At 36.8% G+C, this 25457-nt stretch carries 20 protein-coding genes, 1 other RNA gene and 1 other annotated feature; of the genes, 17 read left to right on the forward strand and 4 right to left on the reverse strand.

Translation table 11 applies throughout. From position 1 onward, the window contains the following. Window positions 1-176 precede the first annotated feature (176 nt). The gene (gene spoVB, locus BMY13_RS07460; protein WP_092492454.1) at window positions 177-1730 is read right to left on the reverse strand and encodes a stage V sporulation protein B; all 1554 of its coding nucleotides are present in this window, start codon (window positions 1728-1730) and stop codon (window positions 177-179) included. Window positions 1731-1852: 122 nt separating this feature from the next. Between spoVB and BMY13_RS07465 the strand changes: the two genes are divergently transcribed. The 7 genes from BMY13_RS07465 (at window position 1853) to dtd (ending at window position 10782) form a co-directional block, all read left to right on the forward strand. Beyond that, entirely contained in the window at window positions 1853-2155 is a 303-nt protein-coding gene (locus BMY13_RS07465; RefSeq protein ID WP_092492455.1) for a post-transcriptional regulator, read from the forward strand. Window positions 2156-2204: 49 nt separating this feature from the next. Continuing rightward, complete coding sequence (secDF, locus tag BMY13_RS07470) at window positions 2205-4481, forward strand: protein translocase subunit SecDF (protein WP_092503675.1); 2277 nt, start codon at window positions 2205-2207, stop codon at window positions 4479-4481. A 109-nt stretch (window positions 4482-4590) separates the two neighbouring features. Continuing rightward, the gene (locus BMY13_RS07475; RefSeq protein ID WP_092492457.1) at window positions 4591-4911 is read left to right on the forward strand and encodes a LapA family protein; all 321 of its coding nucleotides are present in this window, start codon (window positions 4591-4593) and stop codon (window positions 4909-4911) included. A 57-nt stretch (window positions 4912-4968) separates the two neighbouring features. After that, complete coding sequence (gene recJ / locus BMY13_RS07480) at window positions 4969-7299, forward strand: single-stranded-DNA-specific exonuclease RecJ (RefSeq protein ID WP_092503677.1); 2331 nt, start codon at window positions 4969-4971, stop codon at window positions 7297-7299. Then, window positions 7289-7801 (forward strand): adenine phosphoribosyltransferase, encoded by a 513-nt coding sequence (locus tag BMY13_RS07485; protein WP_092492459.1) that lies wholly within the window; start codon window positions 7289-7291, stop codon window positions 7799-7801. The genes recJ and BMY13_RS07485 overlap by 11 nt, the downstream gene beginning before the upstream one ends. 193 nt (window positions 7802-7994) lie before the next feature. After that, entirely contained in the window at window positions 7995-10196 is a 2202-nt protein-coding gene (locus BMY13_RS07490; RefSeq protein ID WP_092503679.1) for a RelA/SpoT family protein, read from the forward strand. A gap of 139 nt (window positions 10197-10335) precedes the next feature. Further along, window positions 10336-10782, forward strand: coding sequence for a D-aminoacyl-tRNA deacylase (gene dtd, locus BMY13_RS07495; RefSeq protein WP_092503681.1), 447 nt, complete (start codon window positions 10336-10338; stop codon window positions 10780-10782). 495 nt (window positions 10783-11277) lie between these two features. Here dtd and BMY13_RS07500 read toward each other — a convergent pair whose 3' ends face one another. After that, the gene (locus BMY13_RS07500; RefSeq protein ID WP_092503683.1) at window positions 11278-12333 is read right to left on the reverse strand and encodes an N-acetylmuramoyl-L-alanine amidase family protein; all 1056 of its coding nucleotides are present in this window, start codon (window positions 12331-12333) and stop codon (window positions 11278-11280) included. A 93-nt stretch (window positions 12334-12426) separates the two neighbouring features. On the opposite strand from BMY13_RS07500, the gene BMY13_RS19445 reads away from it, so the two are divergent. From BMY13_RS19445 to ssrS, 4 genes are all read left to right on the forward strand, one after another. After that, the gene (locus BMY13_RS19445; protein WP_175476743.1) at window positions 12427-12600 is read left to right on the forward strand and encodes a hypothetical protein; all 174 of its coding nucleotides are present in this window, start codon (window positions 12427-12429) and stop codon (window positions 12598-12600) included. A gap of 65 nt (window positions 12601-12665) precedes the next feature. Then, window positions 12666-12889: a binding site (T-box leader), on the forward strand. Window positions 12890-13403: 514 nt separating this feature from the next. After that, entirely contained in the window at window positions 13404-14693 is a 1290-nt protein-coding gene (hisS, locus tag BMY13_RS07505; protein ID WP_092503685.1) for a histidine--tRNA ligase, read from the forward strand. Next, the gene (gene aspS / locus BMY13_RS07510) at window positions 14686-16452 is read left to right on the forward strand and encodes an aspartate--tRNA ligase (RefSeq protein ID WP_092503687.1); all 1767 of its coding nucleotides are present in this window, start codon (window positions 14686-14688) and stop codon (window positions 16450-16452) included. The genes hisS and aspS overlap by 8 nt, the downstream gene beginning before the upstream one ends. Before the next feature lie 121 nt (window positions 16453-16573). Next, a non-coding RNA gene (gene ssrS / locus BMY13_RS07515) (6S RNA) lies at window positions 16574-16759 on the forward strand. A gap of 141 nt (window positions 16760-16900) precedes the next feature. Here the strand turns inward: ssrS and BMY13_RS07520 are convergent. Next, a complete protein-coding gene (locus BMY13_RS07520; RefSeq protein WP_092492465.1) occupies window positions 16901-17551 on the reverse strand; it encodes an RsfA family transcriptional regulator in 651 nt (216 codons plus the stop codon). A gap of 212 nt (window positions 17552-17763) precedes the next feature. After that, window positions 17764-19032, reverse strand: coding sequence for a replication-associated recombination protein A (locus BMY13_RS07525; protein WP_092492466.1), 1269 nt, complete (start codon window positions 19030-19032; stop codon window positions 17764-17766). Window positions 19033-19200: 168 nt separating this feature from the next. Here BMY13_RS07525 and cymR point away from each other — a divergent pair, with 168 nt between their 5' ends. The 6 genes from cymR (at window position 19201) to BMY13_RS07555 (ending at window position 25413) form a co-directional block, all read left to right on the forward strand. Next, a complete protein-coding gene (gene cymR / locus BMY13_RS07530; RefSeq protein WP_092492467.1) occupies window positions 19201-19620 on the forward strand; it encodes a cysteine metabolism transcriptional regulator CymR in 420 nt (139 codons plus the stop codon). 38 nt (window positions 19621-19658) lie between these two features. Beyond that, complete coding sequence (locus BMY13_RS07535; RefSeq protein ID WP_092492468.1) at window positions 19659-20804, forward strand: cysteine desulfurase family protein; 1146 nt, start codon at window positions 19659-19661, stop codon at window positions 20802-20804. Between the two features lie 14 nt (window positions 20805-20818). Beyond that, window positions 20819-21928: a tRNA 2-thiouridine(34) synthase MnmA gene (gene mnmA / locus BMY13_RS07540; RefSeq protein WP_092503689.1), complete on the forward strand. Its 1110-nt coding sequence runs from the start codon at window positions 20819-20821 to the stop codon at window positions 21926-21928. A 127-nt stretch (window positions 21929-22055) separates the two neighbouring features. Then, on the forward strand, window positions 22056-22724 hold the full coding sequence (locus BMY13_RS07545) for a tetratricopeptide repeat protein (RefSeq protein ID WP_092503691.1): 669 nt from the start codon (window positions 22056-22058) through the stop codon (window positions 22722-22724). Window positions 22725-22742: 18 nt separating this feature from the next. Continuing rightward, window positions 22743-25067, forward strand: coding sequence for an SF1B family DNA helicase RecD2 (recD2, locus tag BMY13_RS07550; protein WP_092503693.1), 2325 nt, complete (start codon window positions 22743-22745; stop codon window positions 25065-25067). Window positions 25068-25221: 154 nt separating this feature from the next. Beyond that, the gene (locus BMY13_RS07555) at window positions 25222-25413 is read left to right on the forward strand and encodes a hypothetical protein (RefSeq protein ID WP_092492472.1); all 192 of its coding nucleotides are present in this window, start codon (window positions 25222-25224) and stop codon (window positions 25411-25413) included. Window positions 25414-25457: the final 44 nt, after the last annotated feature.

Genomic DNA, 25457 nt, shown 5'->3' on the forward strand with positions numbered 1-25457 from the left:
TCGTCCTGTCCGTCGTAGCAACAGCTGAAGATCCCGCAGAAAATGGAAGCCTTGCCCTATAAGTCGCGAAGTCTATTTCCGGAGCGGTGGCATAGCATTCAAATTTTTTCCACATTATGTCTCAATATATATCAACTACTTGTTTAGGTTTATTGTTTGGAAAAAGCAAGAATTTTTTAATGTACCCATTTCTGGAGAATTGGTATTTGTCTTAACTCTTCTTTTGTAATGAATTTTAAAATGAAGAGCAGTGCAATGTATACTATCGTTAAAAATAGGATGACTATGATAAATAGGAAAGGATTTGAATCAAATCCGGAATAGATACCCTTAAAGAAGTTCCCAGCCATATATGTTAGTGATAATAATAAACCCATCTTCATTAAATCTTTAAAAGGTATCGAAAAGCCTATTTGTTTATACAGACTGCCCAGATGCAATAATGTTACTAGAACCACGCCAACGGACATTGCAATTGCAACTCCCATGATTCCAAATTCAGCATTGGATGCCAATAGAAATAGTACAATAAACTTACATGCAGCACCGAATAAACTATTCCACATTGCAGGTTTTGCTAAATCTAACGCTTGTAATGCCGCTTGTAATGGAGCTTGAATATAGAGTAAAATAAAAAAAGGTGCCATTAATACTAGAAATCTGCTAGCATTTCCTGTTCCGTACATATACGTTAGTATTGGCACAGCAAACAACGAAAGGACAATGGTTGCTATCGCACCTGATGCAAATGAAATCCTGATAGACTGATGAATTCGGTAATGAATTAGTTTCTTGTTGTTAGTTGCTTCAGCTTCTGAAATTGATGGGACTAAAGCGATGGACAGGGATTGTGTAATAAATGTTGGTAAAAATAGTAATGGTAATACATACCCGGTTAGCTCGCCATACTGTTTTGTTGCCATGGAACTTGATACTCCAGCGATAAGTAAGCTTTGCGCTACGATTATTGGTTCAAGGAAGTAAGAAAAGGACCCAATTAACCGACTGCCTGTGCTTGGTAACGCAATTGAAAATAGTTCTACTAATGTGTTTTTACTTGATTTTACGTATTTAAAAAAGCGGTGCCGAATACTTACTATTTTCTTTCGTTTAAATAAGTGAATCATAAATAACAGTGATGCAAGTTCACCAAGAATTACACTGAACATTGCTCCAGCTGCAGCAAATTCGACTCCAAATGGTAGTAATAATTTAATGAAGAATGCCACACACGTAATCCGGACGATTTGTTCAATTACTAATGCATAACTTTGTGGTTTCATATTTTGCCGGCCTTGGAAGTAGCCTTTTAGTACTGAAGAAATTGCTATAATAGGAACGATTGGACTTATCGCAATTAGTGGGTACATTGTACGTTCATCAGTAAGTAAGGTTGTGGCAATAAATGGTGCGGCAGCGATCATGCCAATTGTAAAAATGACACTTGATATACCTGTTACGAGTAATGATACGACAAGAATTTTTTTAATTTTATGTGTATCATTTCTGGCTTCGGCTTCTGATACCCGTTTGGAAATTGCGACAGGAAGGCCGAGCTGTGTTAATGTAATCACAAGGAAAAGAGTTGGTAGAGCCATCATATAAAGACCAACACCTTCTTCGCCCATAAATCTAGCTATAACCAGTCGGTTGATGAAGCCTAATAAACGTGTGATCATACCTGCTATTATTAAAATTAGTGTACCTTGTAAAAATGTTTGTTTGGTCAATATTGCCGACCTACCTTCTCAAAAAATAAATTTTCATATACAATGATATATATGCAAAGAAGTGGGCCAAGCATGACAAGCATTATTATATAGATTGGATTGTCTACAGGGAGGGGAATCACGTGGAAGTTATAAAAAATGTCAGAGAGTGGAAACCTGATGTATTGTTAGCTTTAGAGAGTAAAGTAAACGAATTCAAGTTAATGGGTTATGCACAGGCATCAAATGAAAATATATGGAAATGTTTAGAAGAAAAGGTATGGAAAGGCAATCCACCGAAACGTTTATTTGAGGTGACTCAGGATATTCTCCATCTTTCATCAAACATTTACATGAGTTACTTAACCGTTAATGCATACCAGGATAATGATTTAATGGCTTCAATAAATGCTCTAACCAAAGGAAATTTGGAAGAGTCTGAATAGATTTTACATAATGTTTTACCCAAGAGATATAAAGGGAGGCAATTGGAAGATGAAAAACAGAGGCAAGATCGTTGCCTTTTTTCTAATCGTACTAATATTTGCGGGGACGATTGGGTCAACGATAACAGGAATTGCGAAAGACGTTAATCTAGGATTGGATCTTCAAGGCGGGTTTGAGGTTTTATATCAAATTGAACCTGTTGATGAAGGAGAAGAGACAGATAGAGAGTTACTTGAATCCACAGTACGAATACTCAATGAACGTGTGAATCGCTTGGGGATTAGCGAAGCAAATATTAATATTGAAGGTGAAGATCGAATTCGTGTACAGCTTGCTGGGGTGGAAAATCAAGGTGAAGCAAGAGAGCTGCTATCCACATCAGCACGCCTTACATTGCGGAATGTTGAGGATGAAGTACTTCTTGACGGGTCAGACATACAAGAAGGTAGTGCGAAACAAGATTTTAACCAGAAAACGAACCAGCCTATTGTCACCTTACAATTAAAAGATGCATCAAAATTTGGGGAAATAACAAGTAATCTTGCTGCTAAAGCAGATCCGATGGTTCCATATCCTCAAAAAAAGAACTTGCTCGTGATCTGGATGGACTATCAAGAAGGAGATTCATTTGCTGAGGAAGTGAAGAAGGAAGATCCGAAATATGTATCAGCCCCTAAAGTTGATGAAACATTAAACACAACAAATGTTATGATTAATGGTGACTTCACAGTGGAATCTGCTCAACGACTGGCTGATATCATTAATGCAGGCTCACTTCCTGTGAATATGACAGAATTGTATTCAAATACGGTAGGTGCACAGTTTGGTGAAGAGGCGCTTAATAAGACCGTATTTGCAGGGGTTATTGGTATAAGTCTAATCTTTATATTTATGATTGCATTTTATCGTTTCCCAGGATTAATAGCTGTAATCAATTTAAGTATTTATATATATTTAATTCTATTAGTTTTTGAACTGATGAATGGTGTGCTAACGCTGCCAGGAATAGCCGCGCTAATACTTGGTGTTGGTATGGCTGTTGATGCGAATGTCATTACATTTGAGCGGATTAAAGAGGAAATTCGCGAAGGTAAATCATTACTCGCATCGTTTAAAGCAGGAACGGCAAATTCATTACGGGCTATTGTTGATGCCAATATTACAACGATGCTTGCTGCTGCTGTTTTATTCATATTTGGTACAAGCTCGATTAAAGGGTTTGCGACGATGTTGATTGTTAGCATCCTAGTAAGCTTCATAACAGCTGTTTATGGTTCAAGGCTATTATTACGATTATGGATTAAAGCAAAATTTCTTAAAAATCGACCAGCATGGTTTGGGGTTAAGAAGAAGGACATTAAGGATATCGCCGATGTAAGTGAAGTAGAACCTAAAATCTTTAATCGGAAGGTTAATGTTGTTCAACATAGAAAAAAATTCTTTATTGCATCAGCGTCAATGGTTATTCTTGGTGGTATTTCACTAGGTATTTTTCAATTAAACCCTGGAATTGATTTTACCAGTGGGTCAAGAATTCAACTTGCTGCAGAAGATACATTAGACACAGAGGCAATTAAAAACAGTCTGGAAGAGCTGGATTTAGAGGCAAAATCTGTTGTTCCTGCAGGTGATAATGGCGAGAATGTTATTCTCCGTTACGATGAGGTAATTGATGAAGATAGAATATCAGAAGTACAGACGTATTTTCAGGAGAATTATAATGCAAATTCCAGTGTGAGTGTCGTTTCACCAGTTGTTGGTGAAGAACTAGTTAAAAACGCCCTTTATGCACTTGCCATTGCATCAATTGGTATGGTTATATATGTCACGCTTCGATTTGAACTATTCTTTGGTTTAACAGCAATAATTGCTTTAATCCATGATGTTTTCTTCGTGTTAGCAATATTTAGTCTTACCAGAATTGAATTTGATGTTACAATAGTTGCTGCGATTCTAACCGTTATAGGTTATTCAATAAATGATACGATAGTAACCTTTGATCGAATTAGGGAAAATCTGCGTAAAAAGAAACGCATTAAATCATTTAAGGAACTTGCCGGTATCGTCAATAAGAGTCTGGTACAAACCTTTACACGTAGTATAAATACAACACTAACTACAATGATTGCTGTATTGGCATTCTTATTCCTTGGAGCACAGCCAATTACTGGTTTTGCAATTGCGCTAGCTGTAGGATTGTTAATAGGTACGTATTCATCCTTGTTCCTTGCTTCACAACTATGGTTAGTATGGCGCGGAAAAAATATTAAGGATAAACCTGTTGTATTTGCTAAGAAGAAAAAAACAGAAGGACCACAAGTGTAATACAGATAAGACCCCTGTTGTTGTAACTACAGGGGTCTTGTATATGGTTAATAATAAGGAAAAAAGGGTACTTTAGTAGAAGCACTATTTTTAGAAGGAGGAATTGGAATTGAGAGGGCAATCATATGTTATTCTAGCAATTATATTCGTTATTATTGTTGCAGTGTTTGCAATAATAAATGTTGATCCGGTTGAAGTTAATTACTTATTTGGAAGTGGTGAGGCACCATTAATATTAGTAATACTGTTCTCCGTTTTGATGGGTGGAATTATTACAGCTTCTGTTGGTTTAATGAAAATAATTCACTTGCAGCGTGAGCGGAAATCTCTTATAGCTGAGAATAATCAGTTAAAAGAATCGGTAGAGGAAAACCATACAACAGATGTTGAAAACGAAGAAAATCTAGATTCGGAAAAGAACAATCTATAAACGTTAATTGCGACCCTTGGCTTACTCTAGTATAATGGATTAGTCAGGGGTGAACTTATGTTACAGAGTAAGACAAATTGGAAATTTTCAAGTGCGCAAACAGAAACACTAGATTGGGATTTAAATGGAATCTCTCCACTTATTAAAGAACTTTTAATACAGAGAGGGATTACTTCAGCGGAATCGGCAAAAGAATTTTTGTCACCTGATTTAGAAAATTTATATAATCCACAAGGCTTTTCAGATATATCAAAAGCAACGGAACGTGTACATAAAGCAATAGCTAATAAAGAAAAAATTCTTGTATTTGGTGACTATGATGCAGATGGAGTCAGTTCAACAACGGTTTTGTTAAAAACGTTACAGGAACTTGGTGCAGATTGTGATTATTATATACCAAACCGATTCACAGAAGGTTATGGTCCAAATGAAGAAGCATTTAAAACTGCTTCTGACAATGGTTTTAGCCTAATCATAACTGTTGATACGGGAATAGCATCAATCCATGAGGCAACTGTTGCAAAACAACTTGGAATTGATTTAGTGATAACGGATCACCATGAACCACAGGAACAGTTACCTGAGGCGTTTGCGATTATTCACCCAAAATGCTCACCCGATTATACGTTTAAAGAATTGGCAGGAGTGGGTGTGGCCTTTAAATTTGCTGAAAGCTTATTAGACTATTTTCCAAAGCATTTACTTGATTTAGTTGCTATAGGTACGATTGCTGATCTTGTACCATTAAAAAGTGAAAACCGTATTTTGGCATTCTATGGTTTAAAAACGTTATCAGCGACTAATAGACCAGGGTTGATAGCTTTGAAAAAGGTATGCAATATCAACGGGGATGTCAGTGAAGAGGATGTTGGATTCTTGATTGGCCCAAGGCTTAATGCGGTCGGCAGATTACAAGATGCAAATCTTGCTGTACAGCTCCTTATGTCTGATGATCAGGATGAGGCAGAACACATAGCAGAAATGGTACAATCCATTAATCAGGAACGTCAAAAAATAGTTAGTGACATTGTAAAAGAAGCAGATCAAATGGTAGGCTCACTTGAAGAACAAGGAGTAATTGTTGTAGCAAAAGAAGGCTGGAATCAAGGTGTGCTGGGCATTGTCGCATCAAATCTTGTCCGAAAATATGACAGACCAGCAATCGTGCTGACAATTCTACCAGAAAAAGAACAAGTAAAAGGTTCTGCCAGAAGTATCCCTGCCTTTGATTTATTTTCCAACTGTATGAAAATCAGAGACACGTTTACTCATTTCGGTGGGCATTCACAAGCAGCAGGTATGACCTTACCATTAGAGAATCTTCAGTTGTTGCAAACAGAACTAAACAAAATCATTAATCAGCAGCTTACAAAAGAAGACTTTTCTCAGGAAATTGAAGTAAGTAAAACAATTGCCATTCCAGAAATTAATGAAGAGCTGGTAAATGAAATTAGCCAGCTGGCACCATTTGGTATGGCTAATCCAAAGCCGATCTTTCATCTGAATGATATCCCTTCTGATATACGGCAGATTGGGAATATGAAAAAACACTTAAAAATGCAATTTAAGCATGAGAATCAGTTGCTTGATGGAATAGGGTTTAGCTTAGGTGGTTTATATGACCATATTTCTCCACAAACACCATTATCTGTTGTTGGCGAGTTAGGTATTAATGAGTGGAATGGTAATAAAAAGGCGCAAATAGTTATTCGGGATATGAAAATTGAAGAGAGACAAGTCTTTGATCATCGAGGGAAAAAACGTTTTGATATCACACCTTATGTTAATAATAATACTAGTCATTTAGCAGTACATAATACACTCCTAAATGAAAGCAGAATTGTTCCTGATGAGATAACTTGTATTAGGTATGACGCAGACATTAGCCTGCTTGATGAAGTCAATACACTCTACCTTTTTGAAATGCCGACAAATCTGAACACTCTTCAGGATTTGGTATGTAAAACAAATCCGTCAAATATCCATGTTTGTTTTCAATTGGAAGATAGTGTGTTTATGAAGGCTTTTCCTTCACGCGAGGATTTTAAATGGCTATATGCTTTTGTAGCTAAACGAAAACAAGTTAATTTGCAAAAAGAGCTGCCGATGATCATGGATGCAAAAGCATGGACGAAGGATAGAATCTTATTTATGTCCAACGTGTTTTTTGAATTAGAGTTTGTTAAAATAGAAAATGGTATTATTCAATTAAATGCAGATCCTATGAAAAAGGATTTATCAGATTCGCCATCATATCAAGAACGCCTGGATCAGGCTGAGGTTGAAAAGATTCTGTACTATTCAACCTATGAAGATTTAAGAATGTGGTTTTCAGATTGCATAAAAGATGGGGAAATGCCCAAGGAGGAAGTAACACATGGACTATAAAAAATACATTAAAATTGTTCAGGACTGGCCAAAAGAAGGGGTCCAGTTTAAAGATATTACACCACTTATGGATAATGGCAAAGCATTTAAATCAGCTGTCGATGAGATTGTTGATTTTGCCAGACAGAAAAATATTGACCTTGTGGTGGGGCCGGAAGCGCGTGGCTTTATTATAGGCTGCCCAGTTTCTTATGCATTGGAAACCGGTTTTGCTCCAGTTAGAAAAGAAGGAAAATTACCAAGAGAAGTTATTAAGGTTGATTATGGGCTGGAATATGGTAAAAATGTCCTGACCATTCATAAAGATGCGATTAAGCCAGGTCAGCGCGTATTAATTACTGATGATTTACTTGCGACAGGTGGTACAATAGAGGCAACAATCAAATTGGTAGAAGATTTGGGTGGAATTGTAGTAGGCTGTGCATTTCTGATTGAACTTTCATACCTTAATGGACTTGAGAAACTTGAAGGCTATGATGTATTAACATTAATGAACTATTAATATTCTCGCAATAAGTTTTTAGGTCTGATTGAACTTATGTACTGTTCGTCAGACCTGTTATTATCCCTTTTTTTTAATTGTGTAATAAAGTAACAGAATTATTCCAATGATATTGACGGTTTTTTCTTTACATTTACACAAATATTTTCGATACTATTAGAAAGTATTCTCTAACGCGAATTTAGGTGATTATATGGCAAAAGAAGAAATATTGACAATAGAAGATGTAATCAATGAGGCTCGCCGGTATCTTACTGAAGAGGATGCTCTGTTCCTTCGTCGTGCATATGAGTTTGCAGAAGATGCACACAAGGAGCAATATCGAAAATCTGGTGAGCCTTACATTATACACCCAGTTCAGGTAGCTGGAATTTTAGTTGAACTAGAAATGGATCCAGAGACAATTGCTGGGGGTTTTTTACATGATGTATTAGAGGATACAGACATTACACTTGAAGAAATGAAGAAACACTTCAGTACTGAAGTTGTAATGCTTGTTGATGGTGTTACAAAGCTTGGAAAAATTAAATATAAATCAAAAGAAGCTCTGCAAGCAGAAAACCATCGCAAAATGTTTGTGGCAATGGCCAAAGATATTCGGGTAATTCTAATTAAACTTGCTGACCGATTGCATAACATGCGGACACTTAAACATTTACCTCCTGAAAAACAACGGAGAATTTCAAATGAAACTTTGGAGATATTTGCACCTTTAGCGCATCGTTTGGGTATTTCTACAATCAAATGGGAGTTGGAAGATACAGCCTTACGTTATTTAAATCCACAGCAATACTATCGAATTGTTCAGTTGATGAAACAAAAACGTGATCAGCGTGAAACCTATATAGATGATGTTATGAATGAGGTCACAAGCCAACTGAAAGATGTAAATATTGAAGCAGATATTTCAGGAAGACCAAAGCATTTATATAGTATATATACAAAAATGGTGAAGCAAAACAAACAATTTAATGAAATATATGATTTATTAGCAGTACGTATAATTGTTGATAGTATTAAAGATTGTTACGCAGTCTTAGGAATTATTCATACATGCTGGAAACCAATGCCTGGGAGATTCAAGGATTATATTGCAATGCCAAAGCCAAATTTATATCAGTCATTGCATACAACCGTAATTGGGCCTAAAGGAGATCCGCTTGAAGTACAAATTCGAACGAAAGAGATGCATGAAATAGCTGAATTTGGTATTGCGGCTCATTGGGCATATAAAGAAGGACGTCAGTTAGCACGTGATAAAAAGTCTTTTGAAGAAAAGCTCACTTGGTTTAGGGAAATACTTGATTGGCAAAATGAAACACACGATGCAGAGGAGTTTATGGAGTCACTGAAGGTCGATTTATTCTCTGACATGGTCTATGTATTTACTCCAAAAGGAGATGTCATAGAACTGCCTTCAGGGTCTGTACCACTTGATTTTGCATATAAAGTTCATACAGAAATAGGTAATCAAACGATTGGTTCTAAAATAAACGGAAAAATGGAACCACTCGACTATGAACTTAAAAATGGGGACATTATTGAGGTAATGACTTCAAAGCACTCCTATGGACCATCACAGGATTGGTTAAAAATTACACAGACATCTCAAGCGAAAAATAAGATTAAGCAGTTCTTTAAGAAACAGCGGCGGGAAGAAAATATTAGTAAGGGCAAAGAGGCTGTTGATAAGGAAATACGTGCATTGGGAATAGACCCTAAAGAAGCACTAACTCAAGAAAATTTGAAACGTGTTTATGAACGGTTTAATTTTATAAATGAAGAAGAAATGTATGCTGCTGTAGGTTACCAGGGAATCACTGCTGCACTAATAGCTACTCGGCTTACGGAAAAGATTAGACGGACAAAGTTAAAAGAACAAAACTTGGAAGAGACACTTGAAGAAGTGAAGAATGAAACACCAAGTAAAAAAGTACAAAAACGTGATTCAGGTGTTCAGGTGGAAGGTGTCGATAATTTACTAGTACGGTTATCGAAATGCTGTAATCCGGTTCCTGGTGATAATATTATTGGATATATTACAAAGGGAAGAGGGGTATCAGTTCATCGTTCAGATTGTCCTAATGTCCAAACAGAAGAGGCGAAGCAGCGTTATCTCCATGTTGAATGGGAAGGAACACAAACAGATAAAAAACAGTATCATGTGGACCTTGAGATATCAGGATATGACCGCCGAGGCTTGTTGAATGAAGTATTACAAGCGGTAAATGAGACAAAAACAAATATAACACAAGTAAATGGTCGATCCGATCGAAATAAAATGGCTGTTATTCATATAACAATTTTAATTCATAATACGAATCATCTAAGAAGAATTGTGGAACGGATAAAGCAAATAAAAGATGTTTATACAGTAACAAGAACAATACAATAGTCTGTTCAATAGGTTATTTACGTAAGATTCCTCGGAGTGGACATAAACCTTGACACAGTATCGCGGTATAAAGATTTTTGTGCCGAAAACAATAATCTTTTATAAAATAGCCTTGTGATAGAAAAAGGAGTATGAAATTATGAAAGCAGTCATTCAACGTGCAAACAATGCCAGTGTGACCGTAAAAGATGATGTTGTTGGGAAAATTGATAATGGGTTTGTTGTCTTACTTGGTGTAACACATGAAGATTCTGAAGAGGATGCAGTCTATTTGGTGAGCAAACTTGTAAATCTTCGTGTTTTTGAAGATGAAAATGAAAAGATGAATCTTTCATTAAAAGATGTATCGGGTCAGGTACTGTCTATTTCACAATTCACATTATTCGCTGACACCCGAAAAGGCAGACGGCCTAATTTTCTTGACGCAGCAAAACCGGATCACGCGAATAAATTATATCAGCATTTCAATCAATTAATTGAACAACAGGGAGTTCGTGTTGAGACAGGTGAGTTTGGTGAAATGATGAACGTACAACTAACAAATCAAGGCCCGGTTACAATTATTTTGGATAGCAATGATAAATAATAAGCATGAATAACATTATAGTAAGCAGTTCAAATTAGAAAAGCAAAAACGTAATTTGCATTTTTAATTGAACTGCTTTTTTTATATATGAACTGGAGCAGGAAAGTGTTTGCTTTCTGCGTCTTAGGTCTTACACGATGTGAGGTCGTTGATGCTGGCACAAATATGAGTAATTGCAGTCTCAGGATGTACCGTATTTAATCGAACTTCCCTATTTGTATTCCGCAAGCTTCCTCACTCGTTACGTTATTTGCTAGTCTTGCTCTGGAGTCGCACATAGGGGTGAACTGAAATTCTTAATTTAAAAAATGTTGTTCGAATCAACAAGAAGAAGGAACTGCCAAAAACTATAGCGGACACGAAACACCTTATTTTGTAGAAAATAAGATATATTAAGGTATTAGCGGACACCACAGCCCTTATTTGGTAGAAATAGCCCCATTATACAAATAAGGGACCTCATGTCCGCTAGCTACGATTAAGCGAACAGGTATCTTATTGGTTTTTAAAGTATTTGTTCAATCCGTTTACAATCCCTGTCACCAACTTTTTTTGGTATGCGTTAGTTTGAAGAAGTTGTTCTTTTTCCGGATTGGAAATGAATCCTAATTCAACTAGTATTGATGGTTTGAAATTTTGCCTGATAACGTGAAAGTCCCCGAATGTGGCACCGCGGTTTCTTGCACCGGTTTCTTTTGCTATTCCCTGTAGAACATCCTTAGCTATCTTTTGATTTTGATCATGATAATAATATGCTCCGATCCCAGTTACATTAGGCATTTCAGGAAAACTGTTGTAATGAATGCTTATAAAAGCATCTGTATCGAGAATGTTGGGCAGGCTTATCCTGCTGCCTAATGAAATGAATTCATCATTTTTTCTTGTTAAAACTACGTTCGCCCCAAGCGCAGTAAGTTCCTGTTTAAGTTCCTGTGTTGTTTTAAAAGCAAAATCTTTTTCATGTGTTCCGCTCGCGCCAATTGCACCTACATCTCTTCCACCATGTCCTGCGTCGATAACGATTGTTTTGTTTTTCATGCCGCTAAAAGATGTTGTATCTTCTTTTTCGACCAATTGTTTTAAAACATAGCCGGTGTAATTATCGTTTGTAATTTCGTACCATTCATTGTTTTGGGAAAGTACCTTAAATTTTATACCTTTATTGGCAAATTCGGTAATTTCAAAACTGGTTGAAGGTCCATCACGTAACTGGGTATTATCATGCTGAATTGTAATTATTTTTTCAGTGGTTGTTTCCATATTGCCTTCATTGGTGTCCTCAGAATCCGTGTTGCCTGAAATGCTGATATACTCATTAGTAACCCAGCCGGTACCTTGAGTCAACTGAATTTCTACCCATCCATCTTGTTGCTGTAAAATTGGATAAACTTCATCAGTATGTACTTGACCGATCTTCTCGAAATTGGTGCCAGGTCCTGTTCTGACGTTTAGATTATCTGTATTAATTACTGCTTCGTTGGCACTTACTAATGTTGCGAAGGCCAGAAACAATATGCTAAAGAATAACAATGTTGTTTTCTTTATATGCAATGAAGTTCCTCCTTAGAATAATGTATTAACTCTATTTTAATAAAAAGTTTCTATTTAGGCAAAACTAGAATAAAATAGGGAGGGATTTTAGTTATGCGAATTCAAGAAAAACATTGGAATTCAAACATGAGTAAGGATATTTATGGAGCCAATTTCCATCGGTTCATAGAAGTTGAAGATCAATTTAATCATATGGAAATAGCAGAGGAGTTAGGTATTACTCTTGGTGAGGTTAAAAAGTTGAAGAAAAAGATAACTCGTACTTGACAATGCGTTAGGGAAACATTAATATAATAGTCATTCATAATTAATTAAATTAATGATAGATGTATAAAAAGCCAGTGATGGAAAAAGTAATGAGAAGTATGTGGAAAGAGAGAAAATGTCATAGGCTGAGAACATTTTCACATGATGCTCTGATGAAAGACATTCCTTAGGCTCTATATCGAATACATAGTACGTAGATATAGACGTTTTGCAGGCGTTAACTGTGAAGAGCGGGTGCTTTAAAAAGCATCAACTAGGGTGGCAACGCGGGTTAACTCTCGTCCCTTATTTTTATAAGGGTCGGGAGTTTTTTATATTTTTTTATATAAGTCTCTTTCCGTAAGTTTTGTTGTTTTAACCTGCAGTTGATATAAACTGCGAAGTACTTTTTAAAAATTTTGAGTGCTATTATGCCGCTCCGGAAATACACTTCGCGCACTTAGGGCGGCTGATGAGCTTCAGCTCCCACAGGAGTCTACGTGTATTTCCTCAGCTGTTGACTCGAGTAGGAACCGCTATAGAATAAGTGTGACAGCACTACACTAGTCCGGGTGAGCAGAGGGCGGTGACTCCTGCGGGAATAGCACGTGTCCGAAGACCCCGCAGAGTGGTGTTCTCGAGGAGGCTGAGGCCGTGCCCGCGGAAAGCATCCGCGCGTAGCGATCCCCGGACGGGGGACGAGAGTTTATAGTGATTATTCCAGCAGTCAGTTCGCAGTTTATATCAACTACGATATGATTTCATTACTTTAATAAAGCAACAATCTTTTAGAAAATAGTAAAAATAATGAGGGGGTATTACAAATGAGCATGAAAGCTCCGCGAGGTACAGTCGATATTTTACCACAAGAGGCAAAGAAATGGCAGTTTGTTGAAGATCGATTAAAAGATGTGTGTGGCAGGTTTCATTTTGATGAAATCCGCACACCACTGTTTGAGCATACAGAATTATTCCAGCGAGGTGTAGGTGATTCAACCGATATTGTCCAAAAAGAAATGTATACATTCGAGGATCGTGGAGGGAGAAGTCTGACACTACGCCCTGAAGGTACTGCTTCAGTTGCACGATCATTTGTTGAGAATAAAATGTTTGGTAATCCCAGCCAGCCAGTTAAACTTTATTATTTTGCTCAAATGTTTCGTTATGAACGACCGCAGAAAGGAAGAATGCGTCAATTAAACCAATTTGGTGTGGAAGTATTAGGAAGTGCCGATCCAGCAGTAGATGCTGAAGTTATTGATTTGGCAATGACGTGCTATCAGGAGTTAGGGTTAACATCATTGAAATTAGTTATTAACTCATTAGGTGATAATGAAAGCCGAACTAGTCACCGCCAGGCTTTGGTCGATCACTTTTCGCCACATAAGGATGAGCTGTGCAATGATTGTCAAATTCGCTTAGACCAAAACCCTTTACGTATTCTGGATTGTAAAGCGGATCGTGATCATCCAGCAATGCAGAATGCACCATCGATATTAGATTATTTAAATGAAGAATCAAGAAGTTACTTCGATCAGGTTCAGAACTATTTAACGAGGATGGGGATTGAGTACGAGGTCGATAAAAACTTAGTACGTGGACTTGATTATTATAACCATACAGCTTTTGAGATTATGAGTGAAGCTGATGGATTCGGTGCCATTGCAACGTTGGCAGGTGGCGGAAGATATAATGGACTAATTGAAGAGTTAGGGGGACCAAGTACACCAGGTATTGGTTTTGGTATGGGAATGGAGCGATTATTAATGGCTCTTGATGCTGAAAGTAAAGAGATACCAATTGATGATCAATTGGATTGTTTCGTGGTTGCTGTAGGAGACGAAGCTGAAAAAGAAGCAGTTCATCTATTACATGAATTACGTAAAGATGGCATCCAGGCTGACAAAGATTATCAAGGTCGAAAAATGAAAGCCCAATTTAAAGCAGCAGATCGTTTTAAAGCAAAATATGTGTTAATACTTGGAGAAGATGAAATACAAAGAGAAATTGTTAACGTTAAAGAACTGGAAACAGGCGAACAGTTGGAAGTACCTTTGTCACAACTAGTTGAAAAGATGCATGAAATGCTTCTAGGAGGAATTGAAAATGAGTGAACGGATATTAGCAGGAACATTACGTGAAAAGGATATTGATCAACTAGTATTATTAAAAGGTTGGGTACAAAAACGTCGAGATTTAGGTGGATTAATTTTTATCGATTTACGCGATAAATCTGGTATTGTACAAGTAGTTTTTAATCCGGATAATTCCAAAGAAGCTTTAGAAGTTGCCGAAACAGTTAGAAGTGAATATGTCATTCAAGTCGAAGGAAAAGTTGTTATTCGTGATGAAGGTACAATCAACCCAGTGATGGGTACAGGAAAGATTGAAGTAATGGCAACAGATATAAGCATTTTGAATAAAGCGAAGACACCACCATTTCTTATCGAGGATGAATCTGATGTATCGGAAGATCTTCGTTTAAAATATCGCTATTTGGATTTACGCAGAAGTGCTTTACAGGATACTTTTAAATTACGTCATCAAACAACACAGGTTGTTCGTAATTTTTTAAATGATGACGGATTTCTTGAAATGGAAACCCCAATTTTAACCAAAAGTACCCCGGAAGGTGCGAGGGACTATTTAGTACCTAGTCGCGTGCATAATGGTGAGTTCTATGCATTGCCACAGTCACCTCAGCTTTTCAAACAAATGATTATGATGGGTGGATTCGAGAAATATTATCAAATTGCTCGTTGTTTCCGTGATGAAGACTTACGGGCTGATCGTCAACCAGAATTCACACAAATTGATATTGAAACATCTTTTATGACTAGTGATGAAATAATGGCAATGACTGAGAAAATGATGAAAAACGTGATGAAGGATGTTAAAAATATCGACATCTCGTTGCCACTGCAACGGTTGCCTTATAATGAAGCAATGGAACGTTATGGATCAGATAAACCAGACACGAGGTTTGACATGGAGTTAATCCATGTAACGGATATTCTTGCTGATTCTAGTTTTAAAGTATTTCAAAGTGCAATTGAATCAGGAGGAAAAGTTTGCTTGTTAAATGTAAAAGGACAAGCAGCTAATTACTCACGAAAAGATATTGATAAGCTAACTGATTTTGTGAAAGTATATGGTGCCAAAGGTTTAGCTTGGCTTAAGATAGAAGGCGACGAACTAAGAGGGCCAATTGCTAAATTTCTAACAGATGAAGAGAAGACAGGGCTGGTTGGTCAAGCAAGCGCTGAAGATGGTGATTTATTATTGTTTAGTTCGGATAAAACATCAGTTGTCTATGACAGTTTGGGAGCTTTAAGGCTGAAACTCGGAAAAGATTTGCAGCTTATTGATAAGAGTAAGTTTAATTTCCTTTGGGTAACTGATTGGCCGTTATTGGAATATGATGAAGGTCTGGAGCGTTATTTTGCTGCTCATCATCCATTTACAATGCCTGTTGAGGAGGATCTTGATAAACTGAGTACAGACCCTGGAAGTGCTCGGGCAAATGCATATGATCTTGTATTAAACGGGTATGAATTAGGTGGAGGATCCTTACGTATTCATAAGAAGGAACAACAAGATAAGATGTTTGAAGTATTGGGGTTCACCAAAGAAGAAGCATCTGAACAGTTTGGGTTTTTACTTGATGCATTAGAATATGGCGCACCACCTCATGGGGGTATCGCGTTAGGGCTGGATCGAATCGTTATGTTATTAGCGGAAAGATCGAACCTTAGGGATACAATTCTATTTCCTAAGACCGCTTCTGCATCAGATTTACTAACCGATGCACCAGATGAAGTAAGTGAAGAACAATTGGATGAACTGTCTATTCAAGTTAAAAAGAAATTATGATTTAATAAGAAAATTGTAGTGAAGATGTAACAAGTGTAATAATTTCTTCATACTAATGAATATTGAAAATAGTATTTCTGTATGGTAAAATAATTTTACAATCACAAAACATAATTAAATATCAATCCTGATGTGTACGTCTTATATAAATGTTTTGACCGAACATCTATATAATTGGGAGCTTGTATCGTTTCCATGTTGCATGCATGCCTCGCTTAATTGAGGACGCATAAAAGATATGGAACAGAGCACCCACCTGCTGAAAGCGGGATCAAAACTAGAAATAGACGGCACGATTGGGATTGATAGAATACATATAGCCAATCGTTTAAGGGGTTCTGTGAAAGCCAAAACGCTTTCGTAAAAATTCTAATATTTTGGAATACAAGCCTTAACTGCGAACAAAAAAGTCGCATGGAATTCTTACTAGAATTCCATGCGACTTTTATTATTGGTTTGATCCATTTGCAACCTGTTGAAGGTTACCATTTTTGTCCATTCTGAATGCAGGTGATTGTATAGATCCTTGGTCATCCAGAACAGTCATTTTTCTTGCCCGATCCATAATTTGCATAAAAACTTGATAGTCTTCTTGTACTGTGGCAAATTGTTTCTCAGTACTTTCCAATTTCTTTTCTAAATTACTTACATGCTCTTTTAACATAGCGTTCTCTTTTTGCATTTGTTCCAATGATAGTTTTGATTGATTGGAAGCATAGTAATCTTTTTTTACTCGTTTTAAGTAACGAATAACTGAATCCATTGTGATTGATGGCTCTTCCGTTGTTGATGATGATAAATCTTCCTCGGCATCTTGGAGAATGGGTTCTACCGGCTGACTTACCTTAGTAGTTTTTACTGCATTTGCACGCTTTTTCTCTTTTCGCTGCCGCTTTGCAAGATCAATAGCATTATCATATTTTTCTCTTACTTCGGCATTCCAGCGAAATCCACAAGCTGCGGATGTACGATTTAATTTATCGCCAACCTCTTCAAACGCATTTAATTGAGTACTTCCTTCTCTGATATGACGCAGAACTGTTTCTGCCAACAATAGGTCATCTTCATGTGACCAAGCATCTTGTCTAACTTTAACCAATTTGTTCAACTCCTTTTTCAAATACAGCCGTTATATATTACATAGATTATTATCTTTATTGTCTATTGTGACCGATTGAAAAAGGAATTATACTTCTATTATACATATTATCTAGTATTATTTTTGGCAGTAAAGAAAAGTATAGATACTTTCATACTGCATAAGTAGAATAAAGGCTCTCACCATTAAAGACTGTTGATAAGCCAAGTTCTCTAATCAGATTGAATTTTTTCATATACTTGCATTAAGGTCTGTTCAAACTTACCAGTATCTTTAGGTTGATAGTAATCTTTATTTTTTATAGAATCAGGTAAATATTGTTGCCTGATCCACCCATTTTCATAATTGTGCGGATATTTATAATCCATCCCTCGTCCCATCTTCTTTGCCCCTTGATAATGTGAGTCTTTTAAATGTGCAGGGATATCACCACTTTTACCACTGCGTATATCTGCGAGTGCCTTGTCAAGCGCTACATATGCAGTGTTTGACTTAGGAGACAAAGCAAGTTCTACAATTGCTACTGATAATGGTATCCGTGCTTCTGGAAATCCGAGTCTTTCAGCCGCCTGAACTGCTGCAATCGCTCGTGGACCTGCCTGTGGGTTTGCTAGACCGATGTCTTCATACGCACAAACAATCATGCGCCGTGCAATACTTTCAAGATCACCTGCTTCAATCAATCTTCCCAAATAGTGAAGTGCTGCATTCGCATCACTGCCACGTATGGATTTTTGGAATGCAGATAATACATCATAATGCGCATCACCATCCTTGTCGTGGGAAAAGCTTTTCTTCTGCATACACTCTTCAGCTATATTAAGTGTAATAGAAATCTGGCCCTCGTTATTTTCAGGAGTAGATGACACAGCTAGCTCAAGTCCATTTAATGCAGAGCGCATATCACCATTTGCAGCAAAAGAAAAATGCTCTAGTGCTTCATCCGTTACTGTTACTGACTGAGAACCTAATCCATTGGTATCATCTTCAACAGCTCTTTGGATTGCTATTTTCATGTCCTCTACTGTTAAAGGATGTAATTCAAATAAGTGGCATCTGCTTCTAATAGCAGGATTAATAGAATGATAAGGGTTACTTGTTGTACAGCCGATTAATGTCACGATGTTGCTTTCGATGTGAGGAAGTAAAAAGTCCTGTTTTGCTTTATCGAGTCTATGTACTTCATCAAGTACTAATACGACGTGCCCAGTCATTTTAGCCTCTTCAACAACAATTTCCATATCTTTTTTCTTGTCAACAACTGCATTTAGCATCTTAACAGGTAAATTTAAGCTTTTTGCGAGTGCTACCGCCATTGAAGTCTTTCCTGTTCCAGGCGGACCGAATAAGATCATGGATGCTAACTGTTCAGCCTGAATCATTCTGTTTAGTATTTTTCCATCGCCAACAAGATGTTCCTGTCCGATAATTTCATGTATATGAGTTGGTCTCATTCGATAAGCAAGTGGTTTGTGTTTCATTTTAATCGTCCTTTTTATAGAATAATTGGTCGTGTATTAAAGCGTAATTCCAATAGTGTTAAAATGCAAGAATCATACTATTCATGCTATAATATCATGTATTACAAATTATAAGTAATCAATAATATAAATCAATAGCTTTTTCGAAGAGAATTTAGAGGTGCTAAAATGAAAATTTCAACAAAAGGCCGTTATGGTCTAACAATTATGATTGAACTTGCACGTAAGCATGGGGAAGGTCCCACATCACTAAAAGCGATTGCGCGTGAAAAGGAATTATCTGAACATTATTTGGAGCAATTGGCGTCACCGCTTAGAAATGCTGGTTTGATTAAGAGTATCCGCGGAGCATATGGTGGATATATTTTGGCAAAGGAGCCTAGTGAAATAAAGGCTGGCGACATTATTCGTGTACTGGAGGGACCAATATCCCCAGTAGAAGGAATTGAAGATGAAGAGCCAGCAAAACAGGCTCTGTGGATTCGAATCAGAGATGCAGTCAAAGACGTACTGGATACAACAACATTAGAAGATTTAAAACATCATCAGGATGACCATCAACAGGATGCATATATGTTTTATATCTAACGTAACAGATAGTTTAAGATAGGAAGGGTTTGTGAAGTATGAAAGATATTTACATGGATCATGCAGCTACAACACCGATGGATAAACAAGTTGTCAGCGCTATGAATCCTGTGTTTGAAGATGTTTTTGGTAATCCATCAAGTATCCACTCGTTTGGGAGGAAAGCAAGAAAGTATCTTGATGAAGCAAGACGAACTATGGCCAAAAGCATTCATGCAAATGAAAAAGATATTATAATAACCAGTGGAGGAACAGAAGCAGATAACCTGGCTTTGATTGGTACTGCATTTGCTAATAAAGATAGAGGGCGTCATATCATAACAACTGTTCAGGAACATCATGCTACACTTCATACTGCAGAACACCTTGAAAACCAAGGATTTCATGTGACATATTTACCGGTCGGTGAAAATGGGTTAGTATCAGTAGATGACTTAAAAAATGCTTTAACTGATGAAACAATTTTGGTTTCTATTATGTATGTGAATAATGAAACTGGAATGATTCAGCCTATTAGGGAAATCGGTAATGTTTTAAAAGATTATCAGGAGATTTATTTTCATACGGATGCAGTACAGGCATATGGTTTATTGGATATTGATGTAAAAGAATATGGTATTGATATGCTGACCGTTTCATCCCATAAAATAAATGGGCCTAAAGGTATTGGCTTTTTGTATGCCGCAAATAATGTAAAAATAGAAGCCCTTCAGTTTGGGGGCGAACAAGAGCGAAAACGTCGGCCCGGTACAGAGAATGTTGCTGGAGCTGTTGGTTTTCAAAAAGCAGTAGACTTAGCAATCAATAACAAAACGGACAGAAATACGTCCTATCAGGGTTTTAAGGATCAATTTATTTCGCACTTATCGGATAGTGGGATCAATTTTGAGATAAATGGTGATGAAAAAAAATCTATTGCGTCGATTGTAAATATTAGTTTCCCAGGTACGAATGTGGAGTCGCTCCTTACTAATTTTGATTTAGATGGTATTGCTGCTTCAAGCGGGAGTGCATGTACTGCCGGGTCAGTTGAGCCATCACATGTCCTAGCAGCAATGTATGGTGAGAATGATGAACGGACAACCAATTCAATACGCTTTAGTTTTGGTATTTTTAATACAACAGAGAATATAGAGGAAGCTGCAAATAGAGTAGTGAAAATCGTTAAACGATTAACAACTTGAAGGTGGTGAAAGTAATGAGTAGCAATAAAGATATAAGAGTAGTTGTTGGAATGAGTGGAGGTGTTGATTCTTCCGTAGCCGCATTACTGCTGAAGGAGCAAGGTTATGATGTTGTTGGTATCTTTATGAAAAATTGGGATGATACTGATGAAAATGGTGTTTGTACTGCAACCGACGATTATGATGATGTAGTAGGGGTTTGTAATCAGCTGGATATTCCTTACTTTGCCGTGAATTTTGAAAAACAATATTGGGATAAAGTATTTACTTACTTTTTAGATGAATATAAAGCAGGAAGAACGCCAAATCCTGATGTAATGTGTAATAAAGAGATTAAGTTTAAAGCATTTCTTGAACATGCTACATCCTTAGGTGCAGACTATCTTGCAACAGGTCATTATGCACAAGTTAGAAAAACAGATGGTGAATACGAGATGTTGCGTGGTGTTGATGATAATAAAGATCAGACATACTTTTTGAATCAACTGACAGAGAATGTATTGGAGAAAGTTATGTTTCCTTTGGGGCATATGAATAAGAAAGAGGTACGTGAGATTGCCATGGAGCATAATCTTGTTACGGCAACCAAGAAAGACAGTACTGGTATTTGCTTCATTGGCGAACGAAACTTCAAAGAGTTCTTAAGTGAGTATTTACCTGCACAACCTGGTCTGATGAAGACGTTAACGGGTGTTGAAAAAGGAAAGCATGATGGTCTTATGTATTACACAATAGGCCAGCGTCAAGGTCTTGGTATAGGTGGTTCAGGTGATCCGTGGTTTGTTGTAGGGAAAAACCTGGAGGAAAATGTTTTATATGTGGAGCAAGGTTTTGATAATGAAAAATTATACTCAGACGGATTGATAGCAGCTGATGTAAACTGGATAAAAACTTCTAGAGAGAATTCCATCACATGTACAGCTAAATTCCGATATCGCCAAAAAGATAGCACGGTTACAGTTCACAAATTGGATGATAATCAAGTACATGTTGAATTTCATGAAAAGCAACGGGCTATTACACCCGGGCAAGCAGTTGTATTTTATGATGGAGAGGTATGTTTAGGTGGAGGTACGATTGATGAAGTTATAAAAGATGAAACTTATTTGGACTACGTAGGGTAATTTAGAGGGATCATGTAGATGGTCCCATCTATTTTATTTTTTTGTTACTGAAAAAGCACAACTAAGGCTTATCTATATTAAAGCCTGACGATGAGCCAAGTTTTTAATTATTGGAGGTTTAAAAAAGATGGATCGAAATCAGGAAGCAATTAATCTAATGAAGGAACAGAAATACGAAGAAGCTGCAGAAATCTTCAATAAAGTCATCGATGAAAACCCAAAAGACCCCCTTGGCTATATTAATTTTGGAAACTTACTCCTTCATGTGAATGACCTTGAACGTGCACAGCGATTCTTTGAGAAGGCAATAGAACTTGATGAGCATGCCGCTACTGCATATTATGGGCTGGGTAATGTTTATTATGAAGAGTCTGTTTATCCGAAAGCACAAGAAAACTTTCAGAAGGCTATAGATATCGGTCTTGTTGAAGCAGATGTTTATTTCATGCTAGGAATGACCTTTTATCATGAGGAGCATTTCAAACTTGGATTACCATATTTATTAAGGGCAACCGAGCTTGACCCGGATGATGAGGAAGTATTATTCCAATACGGCCTGACGTTGGCGCAGAGTGATCATATTAAAGATGCTAAGAAGGTTTTTGAAAATGTTCTGAAATTGGAGGAGCAGCATAGTGACGCACATTATAATTTAGGTGTAATTGCGATATATGATGAGAATCTTTCAGATGCGTTAGACCATTTTGCTAAAGCGCTGGAAATCCAGCCAGAACACACACTTGCCGCAAATGGAAAAAGCCAGATTGAAGAGTTGCTGAATAACACGGACTTGTAGAATTGTGAGGTTGTTTAAATGATACTGGATGAGCAATCTAATACAGAACAAGGCTTTATAAAAGGTGAACTTTTGTATATGATTTTTCAAAATAAAAGTGAGCACTTTTCGATAGCCAAAATAAAGGTTCATGATACGAATGAAAATTATAAAGACAAGGAAATAGTTGTGAAAGGGTATTTTGCTAATCTGCAGGATGCAACTGTTTATTGTTTTTATGGTGATTTTGAAAAGCATGCTAAGTTTGGGATGCAATATCAAGTTAAATCCTATGAGACATATATTCCAGATACAAAAGACGGGTTGATTGCTTATTTATCCAGTGATTTGTTTTTTGGTATAGGTGAAAAGACTGCTACGAAGGTAGTTGATGTGTTAGGAGATAGTGCAATCTCCAAAATTTTAAGTAACGATGAAGTGTTAAATGACATCCCTGGATTAAAAAAAGAAAAAGCTGAACTACTGAGCAAAACATTACAAGAAAATCAGGGTTTTGAACACATAGTTGTGTATTTATCCAATTATGGTATTGGATTAAAAATGGCTCAAAAGATATACCAGGAATATAAAGATGAGGCTATTGATGTATTGCAAAACGACCCATATCAATACGTATTTGATATTGAAGGTTTCGGCTTTAGAACAGCCGATCAGATCGCCCAGCAAAATGGTTTATCGCTAACTCATCCAAACAGAATTGGTGCTGGGTGTATTTATGTTTTACAAAAAAATATTCAGGACGGGCATGTTTATTTACCTATCGATAATTGTATTAAACAGGTGCTGGACTTGCTGTTAAACCCTGAACAGTCGTTGACAGCCGATATGGTTTCAAACCGTCTGGAAGATTTAAATAAGGATAAAACAGTTATTATGAAGGATGGAAACGTTTATCTGCCTTCACTTTATTACGCAGAAGATGGGTTTGCTTCTAATATTAAACGTCTGATGATAAAACCTATTGAACAGGATACATCAATGGCCGAATTGATGAAAATTATTGGAGATATTGAGGAATCAGAAGTATTAAGTTATGGTAAAGAGCAATTTAATGCAATAAACCATTCATTAAAGTCAAAATTAATGATTGTTACTGGGGGGCCTGGAACTGGAAAGACTACTGTTATTAAAGGAATCTTGAAAGCATATGCAGCAATACATAATATTTCGACTGATCCAACTGATTATGATTCTGAGTCAGATTATCCGTTTATATTAACAGCACCTACTGGAAGAGCATCTAAGCGCTTAACAGAATCAACAGGCCTTCCTGCAGTGACTATTCATCGTTTGTTAGGCTGGGACGGAAGAGATGGTTTTGAAAAAAATGAAAATGAGCAGTTGTCTGGAAAGTTTTTAATCATAGATGAATTTTCTATGGTTGATATATGGCTGGCAAATAGTCTATTTAAGGCAATTCCAGATGATATGCAAGTATTGCTTGTTGGTGATGAAGACCAACTTCCATCGGTTGGACCCGGCCAAGTATTAGCCGATTTGTTAGGAAGTGAGTTAATTCCTATCGTAAGTCTTAATGAGGTCTACAGGCAAAAAGAAGGTTCAAAAATAATCCAATTGGCACATTTGATTAAACATGATACATGTACCGAGGACTCCCTGATTAATGATAAGGATTTCAGTTTTATCCCTTGTACGGAGCATCAAATGATTGATGTCATTACAAAGGTGTTTCATAAAGCGAGAGATAAAGGTGTTGAATTAAGAGATATTCAAGTATTAGCACCGATGTATCGCTCACAAGCTGGAATCACAATCATTAATCAACAGTTACAAACACTGGTTAATCCTAAATCGTCGACGAAGCGTGAAGTTAAAACGAATGATGTTGTATACCGAACAGGTGATAAAGTACTCCAGCTTGTTAATAAACCGGAAAATGGTGTTTTTAACGGTGATATTGGGGAAGTTGTAGCTATATTTGAAGAAGATGAAAACGTAGATCATGTAGAACAGTTGGTGATTGACTTTGAGGGCAAAGAGGTAGTCTATGAACGGAAAGATTATGTGAATATCATGCATGCTTACTGTATTTCAATTCATAAATCCCAGGGGAGCGAATTTCCAATTGTAATTATGCCAGTAGTATCTTCGTATAATAGGATGCTGCGTAAAAATCTACTATATACTGCCATAACTAGAAGTAAAAAGTCATTAATTATTTGCGGACAGCAGAATGCATTTATACGTGGCGTAAGTACACTGGATACAAATAGGCGTTATACCACATTGCCAGAACAATTGAATGATAGGTTACAGGATATTCCAATAGATATGTATGAGGATGAGGATGAAAAAGAAATCTCGCCATATGATTTCATGTAATTTAGTAGTATATTTTTTAATATTTGGGCAAGCATAAGAAAAAAGTTTAGAAAACTTGGCTTATTGCCATACTTTTAATGGTGAAAGCCTTAGTTCATTTAAGCAGTAAGAAAATAATTATACTTTCTTATATGCCAAAAAAGGAGCTTTGATTATGTTCGTGTGCCCAAATTGCAATGGTAAAGATATAGGGAAAATAGGTTCTCAGCAATATTATTGCTGGACTTGTTTTATCGAGCTGTCAGTGTTTGGAAATGAATTAACTATCCATCAGGTTGAAGCAGACGGATCTTTAAGTTCACTTGATGACCTGTTTTCTGAAGATGAACGGAAAATTCAATGGTAACCCTCAGTAGTAAATGAAAGCTATATTTCTGCTAGGGAGTGTAA

The sequence above is a fragment of the Virgibacillus subterraneus genome (assembly GCF_900110695.1).
GTDB classification, from domain to species: Bacteria; Bacillota; Bacilli; order Bacillales; family Amphibacillaceae; genus Lentibacillus; species Lentibacillus subterraneus.